The organism is Candidatus Sodalis endolongispinus, from assembly GCF_018777395.1.
GTDB classification, from domain to species: domain Bacteria; phylum Pseudomonadota; class Gammaproteobacteria; order Enterobacterales; family Enterobacteriaceae; genus Sodalis_B; species Sodalis_B endolongispinus.
In genome coordinates, this window is the sequence record NZ_JAFJYC010000001.1 from 1,161,819 (window position 1) to 1,185,206 (window position 23,388).

The 23,388-nt window shown below is 57.3% G+C and carries 9 protein-coding genes and 7 pseudogenes; 2 read left to right on the forward strand and 14 right to left on the reverse strand.

The features are described 5' to 3' along the window. Positions 1–35 precede the first annotated feature (35 nt). The 4 genes and pseudogenes from malP to glpE form a co-directional block, all read right to left on the reverse strand. Positions 36–2,443, reverse strand: a pseudogene (gene malP / locus JZM24_RS05770) (maltodextrin phosphorylase). 371 nt (positions 2,444–2,814) lie between these two features. After that, on the reverse strand, positions 2,815–3,573 hold the full coding sequence (locus JZM24_RS05775; protein WP_215668987.1) for a DeoR/GlpR family transcriptional regulator: 759 nt from the start codon (positions 3,571–3,573) through the stop codon (positions 2,815–2,817). A 24-nt stretch (positions 3,574–3,597) separates the two neighbouring features. After that, positions 3,598–4,254 carry a rhomboid family intramembrane serine protease gene (locus tag JZM24_RS05780; RefSeq protein ID WP_215668988.1) on the reverse strand — a complete coding sequence of 219 codons (657 nt, stop codon included), beginning with the start codon at positions 4,252–4,254 and terminating at the stop codon, positions 3,598–3,600. A 310-nt stretch (positions 4,255–4,564) separates the two neighbouring features. Next, positions 4,565–4,888 carry a thiosulfate sulfurtransferase GlpE gene (gene glpE / locus JZM24_RS05785; protein ID WP_215668989.1) on the reverse strand — a complete coding sequence of 108 codons (324 nt, stop codon included), beginning with the start codon at positions 4,886–4,888 and terminating at the stop codon, positions 4,565–4,567. A 305-nt stretch (positions 4,889–5,193) separates the two neighbouring features. On the opposite strand from glpE, the gene glpD reads away from it, so the two are divergent. Then, positions 5,194–6,702 carry a glycerol-3-phosphate dehydrogenase gene (gene glpD / locus JZM24_RS05790; RefSeq protein WP_215668990.1) on the forward strand — a complete coding sequence of 503 codons (1,509 nt, stop codon included), beginning with the start codon at positions 5,194–5,196 and terminating at the stop codon, positions 6,700–6,702. Between the two features lie 197 nt (positions 6,703–6,899). Here glpD and glgP read toward each other — a convergent pair. The 6 genes and pseudogenes from glgP to asd all read right to left on the reverse strand — a co-directional run bounded on the left by glgP (position 6,900) and on the right by asd (position 17,991). Next, positions 6,900–9,165: pseudogene (gene glgP / locus JZM24_RS05795) on the reverse strand (glycogen/starch/alpha-glucan family phosphorylase). Between the two features lie 24 nt (positions 9,166–9,189). Further along, positions 9,190–10,620: a glycogen synthase GlgA gene (glgA, locus tag JZM24_RS05800; protein ID WP_215670023.1), complete on the reverse strand. Its 1,431-nt coding sequence runs from the start codon at positions 10,618–10,620 to the stop codon at positions 9,190–9,192. Between the two features lie 52 nt (positions 10,621–10,672). Further along, positions 10,673–11,963 (reverse strand): annotated as a pseudogene (gene glgC, locus JZM24_RS05805) (glucose-1-phosphate adenylyltransferase). Positions 11,964–11,975: 12 nt separating this feature from the next. After that, positions 11,976–13,928: pseudogene (gene glgX / locus JZM24_RS05810) on the reverse strand (glycogen debranching protein GlgX). Then, the gene (gene glgB / locus JZM24_RS05815) at positions 13,925–16,102 is read right to left on the reverse strand and encodes a 1,4-alpha-glucan branching protein GlgB (protein WP_215668991.1); all 2,178 of its coding nucleotides are present in this window, start codon (positions 16,100–16,102) and stop codon (positions 13,925–13,927) included. Before glgB ends, glgX begins: the two are co-directional and overlap by 4 nt. A gap of 782 nt (positions 16,103–16,884) precedes the next feature. After that, positions 16,885–17,991, reverse strand: coding sequence for an aspartate-semialdehyde dehydrogenase (gene asd / locus JZM24_RS05820; RefSeq protein WP_215668992.1), 1,107 nt, complete (start codon positions 17,989–17,991; stop codon positions 16,885–16,887). A gap of 208 nt (positions 17,992–18,199) precedes the next feature. Here asd and JZM24_RS05825 point away from each other — a divergent pair, with 208 nt between their 5' ends. Next, positions 18,200–18,793, forward strand: coding sequence for a YhgN family NAAT transporter (locus JZM24_RS05825; protein ID WP_215668993.1), 594 nt, complete (start codon positions 18,200–18,202; stop codon positions 18,791–18,793). Positions 18,794–18,943: 150 nt separating this feature from the next. On the opposite strand, the pseudogene gntT reads toward JZM24_RS05825, so the two are convergent. The 4 genes and pseudogenes from gntT to yigL form a co-directional block, all read right to left on the reverse strand. After that, a pseudogene (gntT, locus tag JZM24_RS05830) lies at positions 18,944–20,261 on the reverse strand (gluconate transporter). Between the two features lie 273 nt (positions 20,262–20,534). Beyond that, a pseudogene (gene gntR, locus JZM24_RS05835) lies at positions 20,535–21,474 on the reverse strand (gluconate operon transcriptional repressor GntR). A gap of 132 nt (positions 21,475–21,606) precedes the next feature. Continuing rightward, a pseudogene (locus tag JZM24_RS05840) lies at positions 21,607–22,302 on the reverse strand (pirin family protein). A gap of 258 nt (positions 22,303–22,560) precedes the next feature. Then, positions 22,561–23,367, reverse strand: a complete 807-nt coding sequence (yigL, locus tag JZM24_RS05845) for a sugar/pyridoxal phosphate phosphatase YigL (protein WP_215668994.1) — start codon at positions 23,365–23,367, stop codon at positions 22,561–22,563. Positions 23,368–23,388: the final 21 nt, after the last annotated feature.

Consider the following 23,388-nt stretch of genomic DNA (forward strand, 5'->3'; position numbering starts at 1 on the left):
TCCATGCTGTCCCCCTGTATAGCCATCGTGGCGCCTCAACGTTTTGCCTGCCAGATACGCTGTTGATAATCACGTATCGCCCGATCAGAGCTGAAGAATACCACCCGCGCGGTATTGAGCACCGCGCAACGTGTCCAATCATCGGGACGGCGGTAAAGCGCATCCACCTGTTGCTGGGCGCGGCAATAGGCGGCGAAATCCGCCAGCACCAGATAAGGATCGCCGCCTTTTTGCAGGCTTTGCAACAACATGTCGAATGCATGCTTGTCTTTATTGCTGTAGACGCCGCTGGACAAGTCTGCCAGTAACCCTTTCAGCGCCTTGTCCTGCTTGAGGATCTGCGCCGGTTTATAGCCGCCGGCGACCAGCGTCTTCACCTGACTCTCCGTCTGGCCGAAAATGAGAATATTCTCCTCGCCCACCTGCTCGGCGATTTAGACATTCGCACCGTCGAGCGTACCGATGGTCAGCGCGCCATTCAGCGCCAGTTTCATATTGCCGGTGCCCTATGCCTCTTTGCCGGCGGTGGAGATCTGCTCGGACAGATCCGCTGCGGGGATCATCCATTCGGCGAGCGTCACGCGGTAATCGGGCATGAAAATCACCTTCAGCCGATCGTTAATCGTGCGGTCGTTATTGATCTTGTGCGCCACCTGATTGATGGCATACAGAATATTTTTCGCCAGCGCATAGCCCGGCGCCGCCTTGGCGCCAAACAAAAATACCCGCGGCACGATATCCAGCCCGGGATTATCCCGTAATTGGCGATATAGCGACAGAATATGCAGCAGATTCAAATGCTGGCGCTTATATTCGTGCAACCGTTTAATTTGCACATCGAATAAGGCTTCCGGGTCAACGCTGATACCGGTCACCTGGTGAATGTTGTCGGCCAATCGACGCTTATTATCGCGTTTGATCTGCTGGAAGCGGGCGCGAAACGCCGCGTCATCCGCAAACGGCTCCAGCGCCTTTAACCTTTCCAGCCGCGTTATCCAGCTCTTGCCAATCGTCTCGTCAATCAGCGCCGACAACTGCGGATTACACTGCTTTAACCAGCGGCGCGGGGTGATACCGTTGGTCACGTTGTGGAACTTTTGCGGCCACAGTTGGTAGTATTCGGGGAACAGATCGCTTTTCACCAGATAGGAATGCAGCGCGGCGACGCCGTTTACCGCGAAACCGCATACCACGCATAAATTTGCCATGCGTACCTGTTTATCATGCAGCACCGCCAGACGGTGCCATACTGCGCTATCGCCCGGCCAACGCTGTTCCACCAGCACCCGAAACCGGTCGTTGATGTATTTGATAATGGCGAAATGGCGCGGCAGCAACGTCTGCACCAGCTTCTCATCCCAGCGCTCCAGCGCCTCCGGCATCAGCGTGTGGTTGGTATAGGCAAAGGTGCGTGATGTAATGAGCCAGGCCTCATCCCATGTCAGTTGGTGTTCATCGAGCAACACGCGCAACATCTCGGGGATAGCGATGGCGGGATGGGTATCGTTGAGCTGAATAACCTCATAATCCGGCAGGCTCTCCAGACTGAGGCCGGCCAGATGATGGCGACGCAGAATGTCCGCCACCGCGCAGGCACATTGGAAATACTGTTGCATTAGCCGCAGCTGTTTGCCTTCCTGGTGGTTATCGTTCGGGTAAAGCACCTTGGTCAGTTTGGCGGCGTCGATACCGGCCCGTTCAGCTTTAAGGAATTTACCTTCATTGAATAACGCCAGACTGAAGGGATGCGGGTGCGTCGCCTGCCATAATCGCAGCGGCAGTACCGTGCCGTTGCCGAAACCCACCACCGGCAGATCCCACGCCTCGCCGATGAGCGTGAACGCCGGCTCCCAGCGGCTGCCGCCCTGCCCGTTTTTTTAAGCTTGCCCCCAAGCCCCACCTCGACATTCAGCGCCGTATTATGGCGGAACCAGGGATAGGTATTGCGATGCCAGTCGTCGGGCGCTTCCCATTGTTGACCTGCAACGAAGGTCTGGCGGAACAAACCGTATCGATAATTCAGCCCATAGCCGATGGCCGGCTGGCCTACGGTCGCCATCGAATCCATATAGCAGGCGGCCAGACGGCCCAGGCCGCCGTTGCCCAGCGCCGGATCCACCTCGTGCTCCAATACATCGGCAAGGCTAACCTGATAACCGTCGAGCACTGTCTTGACGGTATCGTACCAGCCGAGATTAAGCAGGTTATTGCTGGTCAGACGACCCAGCAAGAACTCCATGGAGAGATAATTGACATGACGCGGGAATTTCTTACTGTCACCCGGTCGTGCGGGTTTAGGGGGGAGGCATTCGTTGACCGCCGCGCTGACCGCCTGCCACCATTTTAACGGGGTCATATCCTGCGCGCCGGCAAGACCGTAACGTTGCCACTGGCGGTCAAGCGCGGCCTGGAATGCCGCTTTATCGAGTTTGGGTTTTGGCATATGAACGTCTCACTCCTGTTAACCTAACGTGGAGAGCGCCAATACCGGCGCCCTACCCCTGAGCCCGCCATCGTCACGGCTATACTGGCGGCGCATCCGCCATCGCCGTGCAGCTCGCCGAGCCGGACACGACTATACCAGAATAACACCGACACCGGAAAAACCACTATCGCCGGGAAACGCGGGAGGACAGCACCGTACAGGCCGTCAGACCAAACACGACTACCCGGCAGCGCCTCCTGGTGGCGCCGTCACTATCGTCTTGCGGAAGGTAGCGGAAGAGTCTGGCTAATGCCGTGATGATTAAAGAATAGTCAACGCCGTTAAAAAATGGAGCGCCGGCAAGGATTTTTATGCCATCGCTTTCGCGCTCAGCATAGCTCCAATTTAACATCTGAATGTTCGATAAGCGTCATCACGCCCGGTGGCGACAGTTGGTCGGTAAACAGATAGTCCACCAGGTCCATTTTGCCGAGGTTCACCATAGCGCTACGGCCGAATTTGGAGTGGTCGGTCACCAGCATCACGCAACGGGAATTGTCGATAATCGCCCGTTTGGTGCGCACTTCGTGATAATCGAACTCCAGCAGCGAGCCGTCCAAATCGATACTGCTGATGCCGAGAATGCCGTAATCAAGCCGGAATTGAGAGATAAAATCCAAGGTGGCCTCGCCGATAATGCCGCCGTCGCGCGTTCGCACCTCTCCCCCGGCCAGGATCAGGCGGAAATCCTCCTTGGCGGTAAGCAGCGTCGCCACGTTGAGATTATTGGTCACTACCCGCAGATTTTTATGGCCCAACAGCGCATGCGCCACCGCCTCCGGCGTAGTGCCGATATCGATAAACAGCGTGTCCCCATCGGCGATTTGGCTGGCGACACGCGCCGCAATGCGCGCCTTTTCCGCCGACCACATCACCTCGCGGTCATGATAGGCGGCGTTAACCGAACTCGACGGCAGCGCCGCACCGCCGTGATGACGCTGGATCTTGTTCTGCTCGGCCAAATCGTTGAGATCGCGCCGTATCGTCTGCGGACTGACGGCAAAGTGATCCACCAGTTCCTCGGTGCTGACGTAGCCCTGCTGGCGAACCAGATTGATGATGGCATCATGCCGCTGCGTTTGCTTCACGTTGATTCCTCTGCTGCCGGCCGATCAGCGCTGATCGCCGTGACGTTGACTCCGCCGCGTTTGCCAGAATGCCATTAGCAGGCCCGTGACCAGACCCGCCACGTGCGCGGCATTGGCAATGGCGATACCCAAGATATTGAAATAGCCGGCAATCAGCCATGATCTTGCCCCGCCATCTCCGGACAGCTTTTGATGGCGGGGCAAGATCACGTTGAACAGCAGGTGCAATAACGAGAAATGCAAAAAGGCATGGCTGACCCAACGCCAAATCTGAACGTATTGGGCCGGACCGGCGGGATACGCCAGCGCGGCCATCACCCGATCGTCGCCGAGCAGTGCCATCAAGATAAACACCAGCACACACAGCGCCGTCACGCCCAGCGTTAAGGGCCCCGCCTGCTGGCGTAACGCCGGCAGCCAGCCGCGCAGGCCCGACCCGGTTTCACCACGGTAATGTAATGAGCCGGTGCGCCAGCTGGCGGCTTGATAACGGGGGTGCTCCGGCTCGAGCAGAAACGCTTCCAGCGCCGTCTCAACCTGTGCCAATTTCTCGTCCTGCGCCAGCCACAACTCGGCATAACGCCCCTGCGGGCGTAGCTCCATGTCCACCCCCTGGGTTTTCATATAATCAATGAAGGCCAGGGCCAGACGTGCGTTAGACAAGGCGGTAACTCGAATCATGATTCTCTTACACTTCCAGAATAAGGTAATGGGGACAACATACCGCATACGCAGGCTCAATGCGCGGTCCGACGAGGGTTTACTTCTGGCGTCGGCACCGCCAGACGGCCGGGCAATCCTCTGAGGATAAAGGAAAAAGGCCAGCGGGCGAAACCCTGACTCGGCGGATTGCTTCGCACCGCGCCGATACCCGCTAATTTTGCGATCTATGTCTCATCGAGAGACAGCATGCGGGCAAAAGAGCAGGGTCCACCCCCGCCGGTGGTCAACGGCACGACATCGACCGACGTCTTGCGGCGCGCGACAACCGTTATAGCGATTCCGTCTCCTGCGGAAAGGCTTTCAGCCAGGCATCAAACCCGCCATACACGCTGTAGGCCGCCTCCACCCCCTGCGTTAACAGGTACTGAGCGGCGCCTTTACTGCTGTTACCGTGATAGCACAGCACCATGACCGGACGCGCGGCGTCATGTTGCGCCAAAAACGCCGCCAGGGTGTCGTTGGTCAGATGAAACGCGCCACGGGGGTGGCCGGCGGCGAAGCTTTGCGGATCGCGGATATCCACCAGCACCGCCTCCCCCTGCCGCCAGCGTTCTCTGGCCTGCTCCACGCTGATTGTTGCAAATTGATCCATAACCTGACGCCTCGGTTTCACCAAAAGTTAATGCGCCATACGGCGGCGCATGAAGTGTAGCAAGCCACGGGCTGCCGTGCAGCGCTTTTAGCGGCGGTCGGCCGCGCAATATCGGTGCCGGGATCGTGCTGCCTCACCCTTGTCAGCCCAAGGGCAACGCGCGCCGCGCGGGCAAAAACGTTACCTCCGTCACGCATGGCAGGTTTTTTTGTGCAGAGAACGTGTCGTGGATGTTGGTTTGCGCGTACAATAATGAGCGAAAATAAACATAAAAGAACTGTAACGCGCATTTGGAGGAAGGTAACGTGGAAACCAAAGACTTGATCGTCATCGGCGGCGGGATCAACGGTACCGGCATCGCTGCCGATACCGCCGGGCGCGGACTGTCCGTATTGCTGCTGGAAGCGCAGGATTTGGCGTGCGCCACTTCTTCCGCCGGCTCCAAGCTTATTCACGGCGGCCTGCGCTATCTCGAACATTATGAATTTCGTTTGGTGAGCGAAGCGCTGGCCGAGCGGGAAGTTCTGCTGAAAATGGCCCCCCACATCGCCTTCCAGATGCGATTCCGGCTGCCGCACCGCCCGCACCTACGGCCGGCGTGGATGATCCGCATCGGTCTGTTTATGTATGATCATCTCGGCAAGCGCACCAGCCTGCCGGCCAGCCAGAGCGTTCGCTTTGGCGCGGACTCGGTGCTGAAACCCGAGATCGTGCGCGGTCTCGAGTATTCCGATTGCTGGGTGGACGATGCGCGCCTGGTGGTGCTTAACGCTCAGGAAGTGGTGGCACGCGGCGGTGAGGTCAAGACGCGGACGCAGGTGACACGCGCCTGGCGGGAAAACGGATTGTGGCAGGTTGAGGCGCGCGATAGCCTCACCGGCAAGCAGCATCGCTGGCAGGCCAAAGGCCTGGCTAACGCCACCGGGCCCTGGGTGAAACACTTCATCGACGAAAGCCTGCATTTGCCGTCGCAATACGGTATCCGCCTGATTAAAGGTAGCCACATTGTCGTGCCGCGCGTCCATCACCAGCCGCAGGCGTACATCCTGCAAAACGAGGATCACCGCATTGTGTTCGTCATTCCGTGGATGGAAACGTTTTCCATCATCGGCACGACCGATGTCGAATATCACGGCGATCCGGGCGAGGTCCAGATCGACGAGAATGAAATAGACTATCTGCTCAAGGTTTACAACACCCACTTCAAACGTGCCATGGGCCGCGAAGATATTGTCTGGACCTATCCCGGCGTTCGCCCCCTGTGCGACGACGAATCCGACTCACCGCAGGCGGTGACCCGCGATTACACGCTGTCGCTGAGCGACGAAAACGGCCAAGCGCCGCTGCTGTCGATTTTCGGCGGTAAACTCACGACCTACCGCAAGCTGGCCGAACATGCGCTGGAAAAACTGGCACAGTATTATCCCCACGCCAAAGGCGCCTGGACCCGCAACGCGGTATTGCCAGGCGGTGATTTCGCCGCCACCCGCGACGATTATGCCGCCGTGCTGCGTCGCAAATTCGCCTTTCTGCCGGAAGCGCTGTCGCGGCGCTATAGCCGCACCTACGGTACCCGCAGTGAACAGCTGCTGGCTGGCGCGACCGGTCTTGCGGAGCTCGGTGAGGATTTTGGCCACGGCCTGTATGAAGCCGAGCTACGCTATCTGATGGCGCAGGAATGGGTGGTCACGCTGGACGACGCTATTTGGCGCCGCACCAAGCTTGGCATGTGGCTGGATGCGGCGCCGCAGGCGCGCGTCAAAGACTGGCTGGCGCAGCACGTCAGTCCGGCGCGGCTGTCACTGGCCTCCTAAGCGAAGTGCGGCAGCGTGGATTTCCGGTGAGCGTAACCAAGCAGCGCTGAGCGCCTCAGCGCCACAATCGACGATTGTCTGCCAGGTCGTAACGAAGCAGCACTGAGCGCCTTAGCGCCGCGAGGCGCTGGCCCAGGGTGCGCTTACTGGCGATCGCCTCCCGCTGATAACGCCGTCCCTCAGCCAGCGCGGCGCCGCTACAGGCGAATAGGTGCCACTTTCCAGATCTCCTCGGCATATTCGCGGATCGTACGATCGGCGGAAAAATACCCCATGTTGGCAATATTCAGCGCCGCACGCCGCGTCCACTCGTCCGGGCGCTGATACAGTCTGTCCACCTCCTCTTGGGTATCCACATAGCTGCGGTAATCCGCCAGCAACTGATAATGGTCGCCCAAATTGACCAGCGAATCGAACAAGTTGCCGTAACGTCCCGGCTCGCCGGGACTGAATAAGCCGGTGGCTATTTGCGACAACGCCAAATGCAGCTCCGCATCCTGCTCATAATAGCTGCGCGGATTGTAGCCGTCGCTGCGCAGCGCCTCGACCTGTAGAGCGGTATTGCCGAAAATAAACATATTCTCTTCGCCCATATGCTGGCGCATTTCAATATTGGCGCCGTCGAGGGTGCCGATAGTCAGCGCACCGTTAAGGGCAAACTTCATATTGCTGGTACCGGACGCCTCGGTGCCCGCCAGAGAAATTTGCTCGGAGAGATCCGCCGCCGGAATAATGAGCTGCGCCAGGCTGACGCTATAGTTCGGCACGAAAATAACCTTGAGCCGGTTTTTCATCAGCGGATCGCGATTAATAACCGCCGCCACATCATTAATAAGACGGATGATATGTTTAGCCATGTAATAGGCCGACGCGGCTTTGCCGGCAAAAATATTCACTCGTGGCACCCAATCACCGTCAGGGTTTTCGCGGATGCGGTTATAACGGGTGATGATATGCAGCACGTTGAGCAGTTGGCGTTTGTATTCGTGGATGCGTTTGATTTGCACGTCAAACAGCGACGACGACAGCGGCGGATTGGCCAGCGCCAGCCAACGCCGTGGGGTAACGCCGTTGGTTTTATTGCAAAAACGATCGGGAAACAGGCGGGCGAAATCGGCAAATAACGACTGCACCATCAGTTCGGAATGCAGTTCGGAAACGCCATTAACCTTATGGCTGGCGATCACCGCCAGCCAGGCCATACGCACCATACGACCGTTATGTTTATCTATGATATACACGCGCGACAGCAATTCGCTGTCGCCCGGTACCTGCATCTGAACCTGATTCAGGAAGTGATCGTTGATGTCGAAGATTATCTGCAAATGGCGCGGCAATATCTTGCCCAGCATATCCACCGGCCAGGTTTCCAGCGCCTCGCTCATCAATGTATGATTGGTATAGGAAAACGCTTGGCAAACCACCGCCCAGGCGCGTGACCAGTCAAACTTATGCTCATCAATGAGCAGACGCATCAATTCGGGGATCGCCAGCACCGGATGGGTGTCGTTCAAGTGGATAGCAATCTTTTCGCCCAGATTGTCGAAGGTGCTGTGCAGTAGCCAATGCTGGTTAAGAATGTCCTGCACCGTAGCGGAGACGAGAAAATATTCCTGCCGCAGCCGCAGCTCGCGGCCGGAATAAGTAGAATCGTAGGGATAGAGTACGCGGGAGACGTTTTCGGAATAGTTTTTGTCTTCCACCGCGGCGAAATAATCGCCCTGATTGAATTTACCGAGATTAATTTCTCTGCTCGCCTGCGCGCTCCAAAGCCGCAGGGTATTGGTGGCGTCGGTATCAAACCCCGGGATTATCTGATCATAGGCGCAGGCCAGTACCTCTTCGGTTTCCACCCAGCGTATCTTGGCGCCTTCATGCTGCAGTCTGCCGCCGAAACGGACCTTATAGCGGCTAGGGTGGCGCGGAAATTCCCAGGGATTACCGTACTCCAGCCAATAATCGGGTGATTCAGCCTGCTGACCGTTGACGATATTTTGTTTGAACATGCCGTATTCATAGCGGATGCCGTAGCCGCGTCCCGGCAGCGCCAGCGTCGCCATCGAGTCGAGAAAACAGGCCGCCAGCCGCCCCAACCCGCCGTTCCCCAGACCGGGATCGTTCTCCTCGGTCAGCAGATCATCCAGTTCCAGCCCCATTCCATCAAGCACGGGTATCCTCGTAAATTCCCATCGCCAGCAGCGCGTTGGACAGCGTGCGGCCGAGCAAAAACTCCATCGACAGATAATAAACCTGGCGTACATCCTGCGACAGCTGGGCGCGGTTGGATCGCAGCCAGCGATCCACCATACGATCCCTTACCGCCAGCAACACGGCATTGAGCCACTCGTGTTTATTCGCCACGGCCGGATCTTTGCCGATAGTGAACATCAACTTATAGGCGATGGAATGTTTAAGCGCCTCGACGCTGAGGGTGGGTGACGCATAGATAAACGGTGAATTCATGCCCGTGTTTCCCCTGATTAAACCTTAAAGGCGTTGATACAACGACTGATACGCTTTCGCGGCAACGCGCCAGCTGAAATCGAGTCCCATCTCCTGCCGCTGTACATAACGCCACAGCGACGGCCGCGACCACAAGACAAAAGCCCGGCGAATGGCGCGCTGCAGGCCCGCGGCGGAGGCATCTTCAAACACAAAACCACTGGCGACGCCGTCCGACAGGTTCTCCAGCGAACTGTCAGTGACGGTATCCGCCAGCCCGCCGGTACGGCGTACCAGCGGCAGGGTGCCGTACTTTAAGGCATAAAGCTGGGTGAGGCCGCAGGGTTCAAAGCGGCTCGGCACCATCAACACGTCCGCACCACCTATAATGCGTTGCGAAAACGCCTCATGGTATCCCAACTGTCCCCCCACCTGGCTGGGATATTCCGCCGACGCGGCCAGAAATCCCTGCTCCAACGTGGCGTCACCGGCGCCGAGCAGGGTAATCTGCCCCCCCTGCTCAAGCAGGTCCGGCAGGACTTCCAACACCAGATCCAGCCCTTTCTGGCTGGTCAGCCGACTGACCACGGCAAACAGCGGCACCTTTTCGTCCACCGTAAGCCCCATCGCGGTTTGCAGATGGCGCTTATTGTTCACCTTCGCCTCCAGAACATCGCGGTTATAGCGCGTGGCCAGCATGGCATCATGGGTCGGGTTCCAGATAGCATCATCGACGCCGTTCAGAATACCGCTCAACCGCCCATGGGTCTGCAGGGACGTCAACAGTCCCTCCATGCCGTAACCGTAGGCCGGCTGGGTGATTTCCCGGGCGTAGGTAGGGCTGACCGTCGTGACATGATCGGCGTAAAACAGCCCGGCCTTCATATAGGAAATCTGGCCATAAAACTCATAACCGTAGGTTTGGAAGAAGTCATCCGGCAGCGCCAGTTCCGGTAAATGGTGCGCGGAGAACAACCCTTGATAGGACAGATTATGCACGGTAAACACCGATTTCGCCGGTCGGCCCTTCGCCGCCAGATAGGCACAGGTCAGTCCGGCGTGCCAGTCGTGGGCGTGAACGATATCCGGTCGCCAGGCAGGATCCAGCCCGGAGGCCATTTCCGCCCCGACCCAGCCCAGGATCGCGAAACGCAGATAGTTGTCCATATAGGCAAACTGATCCTGGTCATGGTAGGGACTGCCGTGGCGATCGTAAAGGTCGGGGATATCCATCAGATAGATAACAACGCCGTTAAAACGGCCGTACAGCAGCACGCCGTGGCGGGACAGCGCATCAAATTCTTTTACTACCCAGCTATCGGGAACACCTTTACGCAAATCCGGAAAAGCAGGTAATAACACCCGCACATCGTCGCCCTCGGCGATTTGCGCAGCGGGGAGCGCCCCTACCACATCTGCCAGTCCCCCGGTTTTTAGTAAGGGGAACAATTCAGAACAAACATGTAGAACCTGCATCATCGCTCCTGTTGTGGCTTAGTGCTTTTCTAGTGACCGTTTGGGGTCTTCCCTAACTGAGTTTTGCCAACATATCGCGGGTGACCAGCACAATGCCTTCCTCGGTAAGGTGAAAGCGTTGCCGATCCAATTCCGCATCTTCGCCAATTATCATGTCATCAGGGATCTGGCAGGCGCGGTCGACAATACATCGCCGCAGCCGGCAGGAGCGTCCGACAATCACGTCAGGCAACAGCACCGTCTGTTACAACTCGCAAAAAGAATGGATCCTCACGCGGGGAAACAGCACGCAGTGTTTTAAATGGGTCCCGGACAAAATACAGCCGCCGGCGACCAGTGAATTCAGCGTCACGCCGGAATGGCCGGCGCAGTCTTGGGTAAATTTGGCGGGTGGCATCGGCGGCATCGCCGTGCGGATCGGCCACGCGCTATCGTAAATGTTCAGCTCAGGCATGACCGAGGCGAGATCCAAATTGGCGCGCCAATAGGCGTCCAACGTCCCAACATCACGCCAGTAGGGCGTGCCCTGCCCGGGTTGCTCCGACGTCACGCACGAAAGCGTAAAAGGGTGAGCGTAGGCGTCGCCGTCGGCGGTCACCCGGGGCAGGATATCTCTGCCGAAATCATGGCTGGATTGGTCATCGCGCCTATCTTGCTCCAGCCGCCGGTACAGGTAGTCGGCATCAAAGACATAAATGCCCATGCTGGCCAGCGCTTTGTCCGGCTGGCCCGGCATCGCCGGCGGATCCGCCGGTTTTTCTACGAAATCCACCACCCGATAATCGGCGTCTACCGCCAACACGCCAAAACCCCGTGCCTCGGCGCGGGGTACCGGCAGGCAGGCGACGGTACAGGGCGCGCCCTTTTCAACGTGATCGATGAGCAACCGCGAATAATCCATCTTATAAATATGATCACCGGCTAAAATCACCAGATATTGCGCGCCATAGCGGCGAATAATATCCAGATTTTGCGATACCGCATCGGCGGTACCGCGATACCAGTGTTCGGTCGCCAGCCGCTGCTGGGCGGGCAACAAGTCGACAAATTCGTTCATCTCGGCGTTCAGGAACGACCAGCCGCGTTGGATATGCTGGACCAGCGTATGGGATTGGTACTGGGTAATCACCCCAATGCGCCGGATGCCGGAATTCAGACAATTGGACAAGGCAAAATCGATTACGCGAAACTGACCGCCGAAGTGCACCGCCGGTTTGGCCCGCTCGGCGGTCAGACCTTTCAGCCGCGAGCCGCGCCCGCCCGCCCGCCAGAATCAACGCCACGGATTGGAGCGGCAACTGACGCGCCAGCATTACCGGGTCACTGCTTGCAAACCGCACCATAGCCGACTCCTGTTAATCCTGTTCCAACACGCATACCGCCCGGGGAGCGAGCGATAGCACATCATCAGCCGGCGCTGACATATACGGCTGAAACGGCGCCGTTAACCGCCACCATCCTTCAGGTAAGGTGATTTCACAGGGGCTTGTCGTGGCATTGATCACAAAAAGCGTACGCAGCGATAAACGAATTTGCAGCCGCGATCCCCCTTGCTGCCATTGTTCCGCGCACAACGGGGCGCCCTGCTCATCCAGCCATTCCACCTCCTGCGTCGCCCCCTCTACCCACCAACGATCGATGCTCAGCGCCGGAATGGACTGACGCAGCCGGATAAGCCAGGCGGTGAACGACGTCAATGCCTCGTCGGCCTGTGCCCAGTCCAGCCAGGTGGTGGCATTATCCTGGCAATAGGCGTTGTTATTGCCCTGCTGGCTGTGGCCATGCTCATCGCCGGCCAACAGCATCGGCGTGCCCTGGGACAATAGCAGCGTCGTCAGCAGCGAGCGCTGGCTGTTATGGCGGTAAGCCTTTACCTCCTCGTTGGCGTCCAGCCCCTCATGACCATGATTAAAGCTGTGGTTCTCGCCGGCGCCGTCGCGGTTGTCTTCCCCGTTAGCCTCATTGTGTTTGTGATTGAAACTCACAAGATCGCGCAGGGTAAACCCGTCATGGGAGGTCAGCACATTCAGCGAGTCCGCCGGGGAACGCTGGCGGAACAGATCGTCCGAGGCGGCGAAGCGGCGGGCGAATTGGCCCAGACGGATATCCCCATGCAGCCAGAAGCGGCGCATATCGTCGCGAAAGCGATCGTTCCATTCGGCAAACGGCGATGGGAAACGCCCAGCCTGGTAGCCGTCCGGCCCGATATCCCACGGCTCGGCGCTGAGCTTGCAGCGCCCCAACAGCGGGTCGGCTTTAATGGCAGCCAACAGCGGCGCGTCGGCGCTAAACGCCGGCGTACGGCCGAGGACGCTGCCAAGATCGAAACGGAAACCATCGACGTGGCACTCGCTTACCCAGAAACGCAGACACGCCATCACCCATTCCCGCACCATTGGCTGGCAAAGGCGCAGCGTATTACCGCAGCCGGTCCATTTCTGATAGTCGCCCTGCTCATCAAGCCATTAGTAGCTGCGGTTGTCGATGGCGCGCAGCGAGACGACCGGCCCTTCCTTGTCCAGTTCGGCGCTGTGGTTGAACACCACATCCAGCAGGACTTCGATGCCGGCGCCGTGCAGCGCCCGCACCATATCGCGAAATTCATCCAGCGCGCTTTGCCCGTGCAGGCCCGCCGCATAGGGCGCCAACACGTTATAACCCCAGTAATTAGATAGCCCCAGACGTTGCAGGCGCGGCTCATGGGCATGTTGCTGCACCGGCAGCAATTCAACGGCGGTGATGCCGAGCTCACGCAGGTACGCCAGCATGTGCGGATGAGCCAGGCCGGCATAGGTACCGCGCAACGCGGCGGGGTGCTGCCGGGTGAGACCGCGCACGTGGGCTTCATAAATTACCGTGTTGCCCCAGGGCACCGCCGGAGGCGTATCGCCACGCCAGTCGTAGTCCAGCGCCACGACCCGACATTTGGGGACATACGGCGCGCTATCGGTAGGATCGGGGCGACAGCCCGCATCCCGCAGCGCGGGATGACAGCCGAGCTCGCCCTCAAGCAGATAGGCGCAGGGATCAATGACCCGCTTTGCCGGGTTAAAACGGTGGCCTTCGCCGGGGGTAAAGGGGCCCTCGACCCGAAAACCGTAGCGCAATCCCGCGCCGGCGCCGGCCAGATGCCCGTGCCAGCGATCGCCGGTGCGGCCGGGGAGTTTCCACTGCTGCTCGCGGTCCTGTTCATCGTACACGCAGAGCACCACCCGCGTCGCATGGGCGGAAAACAGGCAGAAACTGACCCCGGCGGCGTCAATATGGGCGCCAATGCACTCAGGGGACCCTGCCGTCAGCGCCGTCATTCCACCTCCCGTAACAAAAAGAGCGTCGCCAACGGCGGCAGCGTCAGGGACAGAGAATAGCCATGGTAATGCCAAGTGACGGGTTCGCTGTGAATTTCGCCCTGATTACCCTCATTACTGCCATTGTAGTAACCCGAGTCGGTATTCAGCACTTCATGCCAGCGGCCGCCATTGGGAACGCCGATGCGATAGCCCTGACGCGGGACCGGGGTGAAATTGCTGACCACCAGTATTTCATTGCCGGCGTTATCGCGACGCAGGAAGGCGAAGACCGAGTTTTCATGGTCGTCGGACACCAGCCACTGAAAGCCGGAAAAAGTATAATCACACTCGTAAAACGGTGGGTAGCTGCGGTAGCACTGGCTTAAATCCCGCACCAGCCGCTGGACGCCGGCATGGTAACCGTTTTCATCGTCGAGCAAATGCCAGTCCAGACTGATGTCATGGTTCCATTCCCGACGCTGGGCGAATTCATTGCCCATAAACAACAACTTCTTGCCGGGATGCCCCCACATAAAGCCGTAATAGGCGCGCAGGTTGGCAAACTTTTGCCAATCGTCACCGGACATGCGTTGCAGAATCGACCCTTTGCCGTGCACGACCTCATCGTGGGACAGCGGCAGCACAAAATTCTCACTGTAGGCATAAACCATGCTGAAGGTCATTTGATGGTGATGGTATTTGCGATGCACCGGGTCGAGCTGCATATAGTGCAGGGTGTCGTTCATCCAGCCCATATTCCATTTGTAATGGAACCCCAACCCGCCGGCGTCCGGCGGACGGGTGACGCCGGAAAAGGAGGTTGATTCTTCCGCCACGGTCACCGCGCCGTCACGCTGAGTGCCGACGGTATGATTGGTGTAGCGCAGAAAAGCGATGGCTTCCAGATTCTCGTTACCGCCATAAAAGTTGGGCACCCATTCGCCGGCGGCGCGGCTGTAATCGCGGTAGATCATCGACGCCACCGCATCCACCCGCAGACCGTCAAGGCCATAGCGTTCCAGCCAAAACAGCGCATTACCGGCTAGATAGTTACGCACCTCGTTACGGCCGTAGTTGTAGATAAGCGTATTCCAGTCCTGATGCCGCCCCTCTTTTGGATCGGCATATTCATACAGTGCTGTGCCGTCGAACTGGGACAGCCAGAACTCGTCGCTCGGGAAATGGCCCGGCACCCAGTCCAGCAGCACGTCCAGTCCGGCCTGATGAGCGGCATCAATCAGCGCACGAAAATCTTCCGGCGTGCCGAAACGGCGCGTCGGGGCATAAATGCCGAGAGGCTGATACCCCCAGCTGCCGTCAAAGGGGTGTTCGTTAATCGGCAGTAATTCGATATGGGTAAAACCCATGTACTTCACATAACCGAGCAATTGCTCCGCCAGCTCTAAATAGCTGAGCCAGTAATTGTTCTCTGCGTGGCGGCGCCAGGAGCCAAGATGCACTTCATAAATGGCGATAGGCTGATTCATCGCATTGGCCCGGCGACGTGCCGCGTCCGGCGGCGGCAACCCCCGCGTCAGCGATGCCGTGTCCGGGCGCATTTGCGCCTCGAAAGCGTAAGGATCGGCCTTGAGCCGCGTCTGGCCATGACAGTCGATAATTTCATATTTATATAATTGGCCAAGGGTTACCGCCGGCAGAAACAATTCCCAGAGACCGTTTTCCCGCCGCTGGCGCATCGGATGGCGGCGGCCATCCCAAAAATTAAACTCCCCGACCACCGAAACCCGCTGTGCATTAGGTGCCCAAACGGCGAAGCGCATACCGGCGACCTCGTCCAGCACTTCCGGATGCGCCCCCAACCGTTCCCAGGGACGTAAATGGGTCCCTTCCGCCAGCAGCCAACTGTCAATATCCTGCAGCAAAGGACCGAAACGATAGGGGTCCTCGATAATATAGGTATGGTCATGCCAGGTGACCGCCAGTTGATAATGGAAAGGGTTTTTACGCCGCGGGACAATCCCGCTAAAAAAGCCGCGTTGATCATCACAGGTTAACTCTGTGACCCGACGTCCGTTTTTAGCTTCAATTACCGTTACCGCGCTGGCCTCAGGCAATAAGGCACGTACTACTAATCCCTCAACGGTTTGATGCATGCCCAATAAAGAAAACGGATCGGCATAATGGCCGGCCACCAGTGCGGTAATTACGTCTTGGTCTGGATATCCTTCCATGGTCTCATCCTTTGCTTACTCCATGAAATAAAAGGGTATTGCAAAAAGATAAATGTTTAACACCTACCCGTCAGATTGCTTTCGCACCGTTAACCGCGCGCGCGCGACGGCACGTTAGCGGTTAACGTACGCAATAAGGGAGCAGAAAAATGCCATATGATAGACAATTACGATGAGAACGCAATCATGTAACTCTCAATAATAATCATAGACAAATGTTTACGGCGCGTTCAGGCTTACTTAAGGAAATTTTTTATTAACTATTAAGCCTATGAAAAACTTAACTTCGCTAAGTTAAATTTTTATCAGCCAAGTAAATACGTTGGCGACAGGTGCGGCATCAGGCGCAATCGGTGACCCGCACCTGCAGGGAATGCGTTTACGGATGAGCGGATTATCGTCACCGCGGCCGCTTGCAGCGGCGGCGGGGCGGGCCGGCCACGCTCAGGGGGAGGCGTGCAATGGGCCGCCTCATTCCTCTCTCGCTGGAGGAACAAAGTATCAGCGTACCTGAATCGTTGGCGCTATATGGCGCTTAAAGTGCGACGCGTTTCAGCCGGAAGTCAGCGCGAAAGCAGCGCGGGGAGAAAAATTGCCCATCGGCATCACCATAGGTCACACCCCAGCGCAACGAAGAGCCCCTGCCCCAGAAAACGCACCGGACGAGTGCCGTCAGCCCGCGAAAATGCGTTGTGCATGACGCCAGCCAGGCAAATAATGCCGTCAGCGGCAGCTAACCACCACCGGCAAACACAGCGCAGGCGGCATCCGGCGAGAGGGCTTTAATGTGCCAACTGGCGCAGCATACGGCGCAGAGGCTCGGCGGCGCCCCACAATAGCTGGTCGCCGACGGTAAAGGCCGAAAGATACTCCGGGCCCATATTCAATTTCCGCATCCGGCCGACCGGGGTTTTCAGCGTGCCGGTCACCGCTGCCGGCGTCAGCTCCCGCATCGACAATTCGCGATCGTTGGGCACCACGGTCACCCAATCGTTATGGGTGGCGAGCAGTTGCTCAATTTCCGCCAGCGGCACATCCTTCTTTAGCTTCAGCGTAAACGCCTGGCTATGGCAGCGCAGAGCGCCTATACGCACGCACAGCCCGTCCACCGGTATCGGCTGGCGGGTATTGAGTATTTTGTTGGTTTCCGCCTGAACTTTCCACTCTTCGCGACTCTGACCGTTTTCCAGCTGCTTGTCGATCCAGGGGATCAGGCTACCGGACAGCGGTACGCCAAAATTATCCGTCGGCAGGGTACCGCTGCGGGTCAATTCGGTAACCCGACGTTCGATATCCAAAATGGCCGATGCTGGATCCTGCAACGGCTTGGCTACCGCGCCATGTAATTTCCCCATTTGTACCAAAAGCTCGCGCATATGGCGCGCACCGCCGCCGGATGCCGCCTGATAGGTGGCCACCGAGGCCCATTCCACCAAATCTTGGGCAAACAAACCGCCCAGCGACATCAGCATCAGACTCACGGTGCAATTACCGCCGACAAAAGTTTTTATGCCGCGTTCCAGCCCTTGCTGGATCACGGCCTGATTGACGGGATCCAGGATGATAATCGCGTCATCGCGCATACGCAGCGACGACGCCGCATCAATCCAATAGCCCTGCCAGCCGATTTCACGCATCTGGGGATAGATTTCGTTGGTATAATCGCCGCCCTGGCAGGTGACAATAATGTCCAGCGCGCTGAGCGCCGCCAGATCCCGCGCATCTTGCAGCACACCCTGCTGACCGTTCACCGCCGGTGCCGGCTGGCCATGCTGGGAAGTGGAAAAAAAAACCGGGCGGATGGCGTCAAAATCGCGCTCTTCGGTCATGCGCTGCATTAGCACTGAACCGACCATACCGCGCCAGCCGATAAAACCAACGTTTTTCATGTTTAACTGTCCTGCCGTAGGGGGGTGACAAACTTTTCCGCGTGCTCTTACTGCGAAGCCTCAGCAGGAAACACTGTGTCCACCTTACAAAATCTGGCCGAAACGCCGCAAGTGAAATTATTCGATTTTAAGCCCTTTTTCAGCAACGGCACTTATACTCTTCCCCTGTCGTTGCCGGGCCGCCGGCGCTAAGGACGTCGAGGTGATAATGAGCGAAATGATATCGGCTACCGTTTTGTTATTTTTGATTATGGATCCTTTGGGCAATTTGCCCATTTTCATGTCGGTGCTTAAACATTTGGAGCCGAAGCGGCGGCGTATTATCGTCATCCGGGAAATGCTGATAGCGCTGCTGCTAATGCTGATTTTTTTGTTCGCCGGCGAGCATATTCTGTCGTTCCTCAGCCTGCGCACTGAAACGGTGTCGATCTCCGGCGGCATTATTTTATTTTTAATCGCCATCAAAATGATCTTTCCGTCCCAAGAAGGCAACAGCTCCGGCCTGCCGGCGGGAGAGGAGCCGTTTTTGGTGCCGCTGGCGATTCCGCTGGTCGCCGGGCCGTCTATCCTTGCGGCATTGATGCTGCTGTCGCATCAATATCCTCAACAAATTAACCATTTGGTATTGGCGTTGCTGATAGCCTGGGGCCTGTCGGTGGTCATACTGATGCTATCAAACGTCTTTTTACGCTTGTTGGGCAATAAAGGCGTCAGCGCCCTTGAGCGGTTAATGGGGTTATTGCTGGTGATGATCTCGACCCAAATGTTTTTGGACGGCGTCCGCGCCTATCTGCGCGCCTGATTGAGAAAAATTATCGCCGGTCGATTGACCGGGCGCAAGCGTAGTCAAGCAGGCCGGGTAAGGAGCCGGCAGGCGGACCAGCTAAAAAAAGCCCGGCGGGCACACTGCCACGCCGGACTGCGGGTGTTACCACGTGCAATTCGCTAAAGCTTAAATCACCATATTCAGCAGCAGACAGCCCACTAGGCCGCTGACCGCGATGATGGTTTCCAGCACCGACCAGGAGCGGATGGTCTCGCCGATGGTCAGGTTGAAATACTCCTTGAACAGCCAGAAACCGGGGTCATTAACGTGAGAAAAGATTACGCTGCCGTAGCCGACGGCGATGACCATCAGCTCGGGGCTGACGCCGGTGGTGGCGATAAGCGGTGCGGCGATACCGCCGGCGGTAATTGCGGCAACCGTCGCCGAACCCAGCGCAATGCGCAGCGTAGCGGCGATGGTCCAGGCGAGCAACAGCGGTGAAATAGTGCTGCCTTCCATCAGCGAGGCGATGTATTTATCCACGCCGCTGTCCACCAGAACCTGTTTGAACGCCCCGCCACCGCCGATAATCAAGAGCATCATGGCGATAATTTTTATGGAATCGGTAATGGTATTCATCACCTCATTCATAGAACGGCCGCGATTGAGGCCGAACGTGAAAATGGCAATCAGCACGGCGATTAACGTGGCCATAATCTGGTCGCCGAAAAACTCGGTACAAGCCAAGATGGGATTGCCCGCCGGTAATACCATTTCGGTAACGGAACGCAGCGCCATCAATACTACCGGCACCAGCGAAGTCCAGACGCTGACGGCAAAACTCGGCATCTCCTGCTCGGTAAATTTTTTTGGATTGTACAAACCTTCCGGAACCGGCTTGTCAATATGGCGCAGGAAACGTGAATACACCGGCCCGGCCAGAATCACCGTCGGGATAGCGAGAATGGTGCCGTACAACAGCGTTCCGCCCATATCCGCGTGGAAGATTGCGGCAATGGCGGTAGGGCCCGGATGCGGCGGCAGGAAACCGTGCGTTACCGACAGCGCGTCGGCCATCGGCCACGCCCACGTACAACAGCGAAATGCGCGCGTTAGCGGCGATACTGAACACCAGCGGCAGCATCAGCACAAAACCAATCTCGTAGAACAGCGCGAAACCGACGGTAAACCCCGTTAATACCACCGCCCATTGAATATAGCGCTCACCAAATTTGTCGATAAGCGTGGTGGCAATACGTTGAGCGCCGCCGCAGTCCGCCAGCAGTTTTCCCAACATGGCGCCGAAACCCATAATCAGCGCCAGGCTGCCGAGCGTGCCGCCAACGCCGTTTTTGATCGATCCGATGACTTTATTGACCGGCATGCCCTGTAGGACCCCAACCGCCAGTGCAACCAGGATTAACGCGATGAAACCGTTCAATTTGAATCGGATCATCAGTAGCAACAGGAGTGCTACTCCAATGGCAACAATAAAAAGTGGCATGATATTTCCCCAATGGATATCTGTCCGAACCGGTGAGTCGCGCGCCGGTCAATCGGTGATAGTCTTCAAATCATATCTTACGAGATGATGTTACCGGTAACATTGCGCGCTAAGGAATTGATAGGGGAATTATATTAGCTTTTTGGGAGCGGGATCATATTCTGCTCAGGGGCACAACGTCAGCGGCGTTGCCCGGTTTGCGAAGTAAGGGAAAAAAACGGGCGGCCAGTAACGCGAACGTTACCGCGAAAAGTCGCCTGCTCCTTGGGCGGGTTAAATGCTTTCCCCGGCCAGCAACGTGAAACCGACGTCGATTTGCCCGTTGGCGCGCGGTTCGCCCCGCAGGCAGGCCAGGAGGCAGTCGGCGCTCAGGCGCCCCATTTTCTCACGGGGGGTGAGTACGCTGGCCAAGCGCGGATGAACCACGCGGGAGAAGTCGTGACCGTGAAAACCGGCTATCGCCATCTTGTCGGGCACGGCTATCCCCTTGGCGCTGGCATTCAAACAATGCGTCAATAGCCAAGTCGTCATTGGTGCTGATTATGCCGTTGATACCGGGATATTCCCGCTGCGCCTGACGCAGTAATTCCACGCCGGCGGAATAGTTGGAGGAGTCCGCCATCATGACGCTATAGGCGGGCAGGCCGGCATCGCGCATGGCTTGCTCATAGCCTTGCTGCTTAATTATGGTACGTTCATCCTGTCGGGCGCCGAAATACACTACCTGATGATGCCCACGCTCGACAATAAGCCGGGTCATTTGCCGTGCCGCCTCGAAATTATTAAACCCCACCGCCATATCCAGACAAGGGGAGACGCAATCCATGATCTCCACCACTGGAATGCCGGCCACTTCGATCATTTTGAGCGTGCGGGGGGTATGATGGCGTTCGGACAGGATGAGGCCGTCGATATTATAAGACAGCAGCGAGGTCAGCCGCAGCTCTTCCAGCTCCGGCGAATAACCGTAGTGCGCCAGCATGGTCTGATAGCCATTGGCATCGGTGACCTGCTCGATCCCGCGCAGGACTTCGGCGAACACCTGATTGGTCAGCGAAGGCAGCAAAACGCCGATAGCGCGGCTGGTGGCGTTGGAGAGGATATCCGGCGCCCGGTTAGGGATATACCCCAGTCTATCAAGCGCCGCGGCAATCTTCTCCTGCAGCGCCTGAGAAACCCTATCCGGATCGCGCAGATAACGACTCACCGTCATTTTGGTTACCCCAACCTGATCGGCGACATCCTGCAGTCCCGGCCTTTTTTCTTCATTATTAACTTGTTAACCTCCGCCGACGATTCAGCCAAGTTTAACAAAAAAAACCGCAACCGAGTATTTTTATCCCAGTCAAACCGGGGGCAGATCAAACAGCAGTACTTCGCTGTCGTCGTGTGCAGCCAGTGTAACCCGGCTTTCTTCCACCACCGCGAGCGCATCGCCGGTCGTCAATTTGACATCATTCACCGTCAGCGCGCCGGAGATAACCTGTAGCCACATCAGACGGCCGGGGGCGATGGGCAGCGAGTCCGACCGCCCGCGGGGGAGCGCCCAGCGGGTCAGGGTCATATCCTGGAACACCCGCAGCGAGCCATCGCGGCCGTCGGGCGATAGCACTAATTGGCGGCCTTAGGGCGCCGCAAAGCGACGTTGTTCGTAGCGCGGCGGCAGTCCGGTTTGCGCCGGCGTTATCCAGATTTGATAAAGATGTAAGGGCGCATCGTCGCGGGCATTGTATTCGGAGTGGCGGATCCCGGTCCCGGCGCTCATGATCTGAAACTCGCCGGCCTGAATGTGGGCCTGATTGCCCATACTGTCCCGGTGCGCGACCGTGCCGGAACGCACATAGGTCTGGATTTCCATATCTTTATGAGGGTGAGTGCCAAATCCCTTACCGGGGGCGATGGTGTCTTCGTTTATCACCCGTAACGCGGAGAACCCCATGAAATCCGGGTGATAGTAATCGGCAAAGGAAAAGCTATGCCAGTTGGTCAGCCAGCCGTGTTGAGCATAACCGCGATCATTGGCGGCGCGCAGGGTATTCATACTCAATTCTCCTCACTATTTTCTTCCAGTCTAACCGCGACCAGAAAGAATAATAGCGGAAAAATATCATCGATAAGTTCAAAAAATTAGAACCAAAATGTCGCATCAATGGACAAACCGGGGAAAAAAAAGCCAGCGCACAGGCTGGCTGAAATTACTGGAAGCAATGTGAGCAATGTCGTGCTCCCGTGCCAGTATCGCAATGGCCGGTAAGCACGACAATAGTAATCATTATCATTCGCACTTGTAAAGATCTTTTTACTGCCTGCCCAGATACATTGTCCGCAGATAACGGGGAACCGCGTCGTCCTCGTTGCTGCCGATGATCTCCAGGGCCGGCAATGCCTCCTTGAGACGCTGCTGGGCGTTTTGCATGATGCAGCCTTTACCAGCCATCGCCAGCATTTCTTGATCATTCATCCCATCGCCGAAAGAAATGCAATCCTGCAGTTTATAGCCCAGCAAACCGGCCACTTGCCGCAGCGCGTGCCCCTTGGAAACCCCGCCCGCCATGACCTCCAGGCAAACCGGCAGTGAAAAGCTGACGTTGACCCGATCGCCCCAGCGCGCATTGAGCGCCTCTTCCAATACCAGCAGCTGCTGATGATCGTCGCAGGTGAAATACACTTTGCAAATGCCGTCCGTGGGCAGTCCACCTTGCTGATACACCTGATATTTGAAGGTGGATTCGCGGAAAAAATCTTCCTGATCGGCGCGATTGCGGTTCATAAACCATTCATCATTGTGAAAGACATTGGTCAGGATTTTCGGGTCCTGATGCACTACGCTAAACAACTCTCCAGCAATGTCCTCGTCCAGATTGTGGGAGAAGATCAGCTCGCCGGCGGTGTTGTGCACCCGCGCGCCGTTAGAGGTTATCATATAGGCGTCAATTTCCAGATTGGCGCGCATCTGCGCTACATCCACATGGTGGCGGCCGGTGGCGAACACGAAGTGGATCCCGCGCGCGGTCAGCAGCTGCAGGGTTTGTTTGGTGTAGGGGGTAAGCCTGTGGGCCGGTGAAAGCAGTGTGCCATCTAGATCGGACGCAACAATATGAAACATGGGGCGATATAACCTCTGGTG

Excerpts from the sequence above, each read along its gene's own strand:
- JZM24_RS05780 (WP_215668988.1), bottom strand. The coding sequence starts at position 4,254 with ATGATTCGAGTTACCGCCTTGTCTAACGCACGTCTGGCCCTGGCCTTC.
- glpE (WP_215668989.1), bottom strand. The coding sequence starts at position 4,888 with ATGGATCAATTTGCAACAATCAGCGTGGAGCAGGCCAGAGAACGCTGG.
- glgA (WP_215670023.1), bottom strand. The coding sequence starts at position 10,620 with ATGCAGGTTCTACATGTTTGTTCTGAATTGTTCCCCTTACTAAAAACC.
- glgB (WP_215668991.1), bottom strand. The coding sequence starts at position 16,102 with ATGGAAGGATATCCAGACCAAGACGTAATTACCGCACTGGTGGCCGGC.
- asd (WP_215668992.1), bottom strand. The coding sequence starts at position 17,991 with ATGAAAAACGTTGGTTTTATCGGCTGGCGCGGTATGGTCGGTTCAGTG.
- JZM24_RS05825 (WP_215668993.1), top strand. The coding sequence starts at position 18,200 with ATGAGCGAAATGATATCGGCTACCGTTTTGTTATTTTTGATTATGGAT.
- yigL (WP_215668994.1), bottom strand. The coding sequence starts at position 23,367 with ATGTTTCATATTGTTGCGTCCGATCTAGATGGCACACTGCTTTCACCG.